The sequence below is a fragment of the Cellulomonas algicola genome, assembly GCF_003851725.1.
Taxonomy (GTDB): domain Bacteria; phylum Actinomycetota; class Actinomycetes; order Actinomycetales; family Cellulomonadaceae; genus Cellulomonas; species Cellulomonas algicola.
Map to the genome: position 1 here is coordinate 1 of NZ_BHYL01000274.1, position 2,810 is coordinate 2,810.

The window sequence follows — 2,810 nt, forward strand, 5'->3', positions numbered from 1 at the left end:
CGCGGGGGCCTCGTCATGTCCGCGGGCCGCCGAGCGGGCGCGGCTCCCGGCGGCAACGCGCCGGGGTGGCTCAGGCGGTGAGGCCGAGCCGCGACATCCGGCGGGTGTGCTGCGCGGTGAGCTCGCCGAAGAGCTTGGTCGGCGGGTTCGCCGGGGCGGTGCGCCCGTCGGCCTGCTGGTCGGCCGCGACGACCGCGTCGCCCGTCCCGCTCGACACGAGCCGCACGAGACCGGGGCGCTGCACGAGCAGCCGCTGCACGACGCCGAGCGCCTCCCCCACGAGCCGGCGGCCCCACAGCGCGAGCCGCGAGCTGAGCACGCCGTCGTCGGAGCCGGCGGCGTCGAGCTCGGCCACGGCCAGCTCGGCGTGGGCGGCGTCGTCGAGGACCGCGAGCACGACCCGGCGGGACTCCGCGTCGAGGCCCTCGGCCGCGACCCGGCAGAAGTCGTCCGCGACGCCGTAGCCGACGTAGGCCTTGAGCAGCCGCTCCCACCACGTGCTGGGCTGCGTGCGGGCGTCGAAGTCGTCGAGGACGTGGTCGAACTGCGCGACCGCGGCGACGGGGTCCGCGCCCAGCTCGGTGATCCGCGCCATCACGGTGTCGCGACGGGCGACCGCGGCCGCGGCGAACCCGCTCAGCTGCAGCCGCTGGTCGGTCGTGGGGGCGACCGACGCGTCGGCGGCGAGCCGTGCGAAGGCGATCTGCTCCAGCTGCGCGACCAGCCCGAGCAGCTCCACGGTGTCGGCCTGCGAGGGTCCGGGACGGGCGGCGGGCGCGTCGTCGGGACCGGCCGGGAGTGCGTGCGTGGTCATCCGAGGATCGTATGCCGACGCCGCGCCGCCGTGCGCGGAACGGTCCACAGGGTCGTCCGATAGGCTGGGGGGGTACATCGGTTGCCCGGTCGTCTCGGAGGGGACGCCGTCCCCGGTCCCAGGACCGGCTCGCGCAGCGCCGGACGCACGTCCGCAGCGGCTCGCGAGCGACTTTCACGATCGGCTGCCGGCCAACCCGCGTGGTGACCGCTGTCGCCCGGGAACGCCGCGATCGCCGGCCGCTCCTGGACAGCGCGCGGACCACCACCCTGCGCAGTGAGAAGCCAACGTGACCACGACCGACCCCGGCACCACCGTCGACTCCCCCGACAGCCCCGACGCCGCCGCGAGCGCGCTCGCCGCCCCCATGACGCGGCCGCTGCGCTCGACGTACTCGTCGGTGCAGGCCGTCGACGCGTCCTTCGCGGACTTCGACGTCCGCCCCGAGATCGTGCAGGCGCTCGCCGACGCGGGCATCTCGCACCCCTTCCCGATCCAGGCCATGACGCTGCCCGTCGCGCTGTCGCGGCACGACATCATCGGCCAGGCCAAGACGGGCACCGGCAAGACCCTCGGCTTCGGCGTCCCGCTGCTCCACGCGGTCGTCGCACCCGGCGAGGACGGCTACGACCAGCTCCCCGCGCCCGGCAAGCCGCAGGCCCTCGTCGTCGTGCCGACCCGTGAGCTCGCGGTGCAGGTCGCCGGGGACCTCGCGACCGCGTCGGCGCGCCGCACGGTCCGCGTCGTCCAGGTGTACGGCGGCCGCGCGTACGAGCCGCAGATCGAGGCGCTCAACAAGGGTGTCGACGTCGTCGTCGGCACGCCGGGCCGCATGATCGACCTGCTCAAGCAGCGCCACCTCGACCTCACCCGCGTGCGCACCGTCGTGCTCGACGAGGCCGACGAGATGCTCGACCTCGGCTTCCTGCCCGACGTCGAGACGCTGCTCGCCGCGACCCCCGCGTCGCGCCACACCATGCTCTTCTCCGCGACCATGCCGGGCGCGGTCGTCGCGATGGCGCGCCGCTACATGACGCAGCCCACGCACATCCGCGCGGCCGACCCGGACGACGACGGCAGCCAGACCGTCAAGAACATCAAGCAGGTCGTCTACCGGGCGCACGCGCTCGACAAGGTCGAGCTGCTCGCGCGCATCCTCCAGGCGAACGGACGCGGCCTGACGATCGTGTTCGCGCGGACCAAGCGGACCGCCGCGAAGGTCGCCGACGACCTGGTCGAGCGCGGGTTCGCCGCGGGCGCGCTGCACGGCGACCTCGGCCAGGGCGCGCGCGAGCAGGCGCTGCGCGCGTTCCGCCACGGCAAGGTCGACGTGCTGGTCGCGACCGACGTCGCCGCGCGCGGCATCGACGTCGAGGACGTCACGCACGTCGTCAACTACCAGTGCCCCGAGGACGAGAAGACCTACCTGCACCGCACCGGCCGCACAGGCCGCGCGGGCAACAAGGGCACCGCGGTCACGTTCGTCGACTGGGACGACATGCCGCGCTGGTCGCTCATCGACAAGGCGCTCGGGCTCGGCATCCCCGAGCCGGTCGAGACGTACTCGTCGTCGCCGCACGTCTACGCCGACCTCGACATCCCCGAGGGCGTCAAGGGCCGGCTGCCGAAGGCGCAGCAGACCCGCGCGGGTCTCGCCGCCGAGGCGATCGAGGACCTGGGCGAGACCGGCAAGCGCGGCGGTGGCGCCGGTGCGCGCACCGGCAGCGCAGGCTCCCGCGGTCGCGGGGGCGAGCAGCGTGGCGGTGAGCAGCGCGGTGGTGAGCAGCGCGGTGGTGAGCAGCGTGGTGGTGAGCAGCGCGGTGGCCAGCCGCGTCGCGACGAGGACGGCTCCCGCGAGGGGGGCGGCCGTCGCCGTCGTCGCGGTGGCCGTGGCGGAGCGGGCGAGGGTGCCGCGACGTCCGAGGGCGCCGAGCGCAGCGAGCAGGGCGGCTCCGACGCTCCGCGCGCCGAGGGCGGCGGCGAGGCGGGCGAGGGC

The 2,810-nt window shown here is 75.4% G+C and carries 2 protein-coding genes; one reads left to right on the forward strand and one right to left on the reverse strand.

Annotated elements, in window-relative coordinates; genetic code table 11:
- Positions 1-70: 70 nt before the first annotated feature.
- Entirely contained in the window at positions 71-814 is a 744-nt protein-coding gene (locus tag CTKZ_RS16175) for a ferritin-like fold-containing protein (RefSeq protein ID WP_124343909.1), read from the reverse strand.
- Positions 815-1,103: 289 nt separating this feature from the next.
- Here CTKZ_RS16175 and CTKZ_RS16180 point away from each other — a divergent pair.
- Positions 1,104-2,810, forward strand: a 1,707-nt coding sequence (locus tag CTKZ_RS16180; RefSeq protein WP_371852386.1) for a DEAD/DEAH box helicase, incomplete at its 3' end; no start/stop codon positions are given.

Coding starts and splice junctions, on each gene's coding strand:
- CTKZ_RS16175 (WP_124343909.1), bottom strand. CDS start 814: ATGACCACGCACGCACTCCCGGCCGGTCCCGACGACGCGCCCGCCGCC.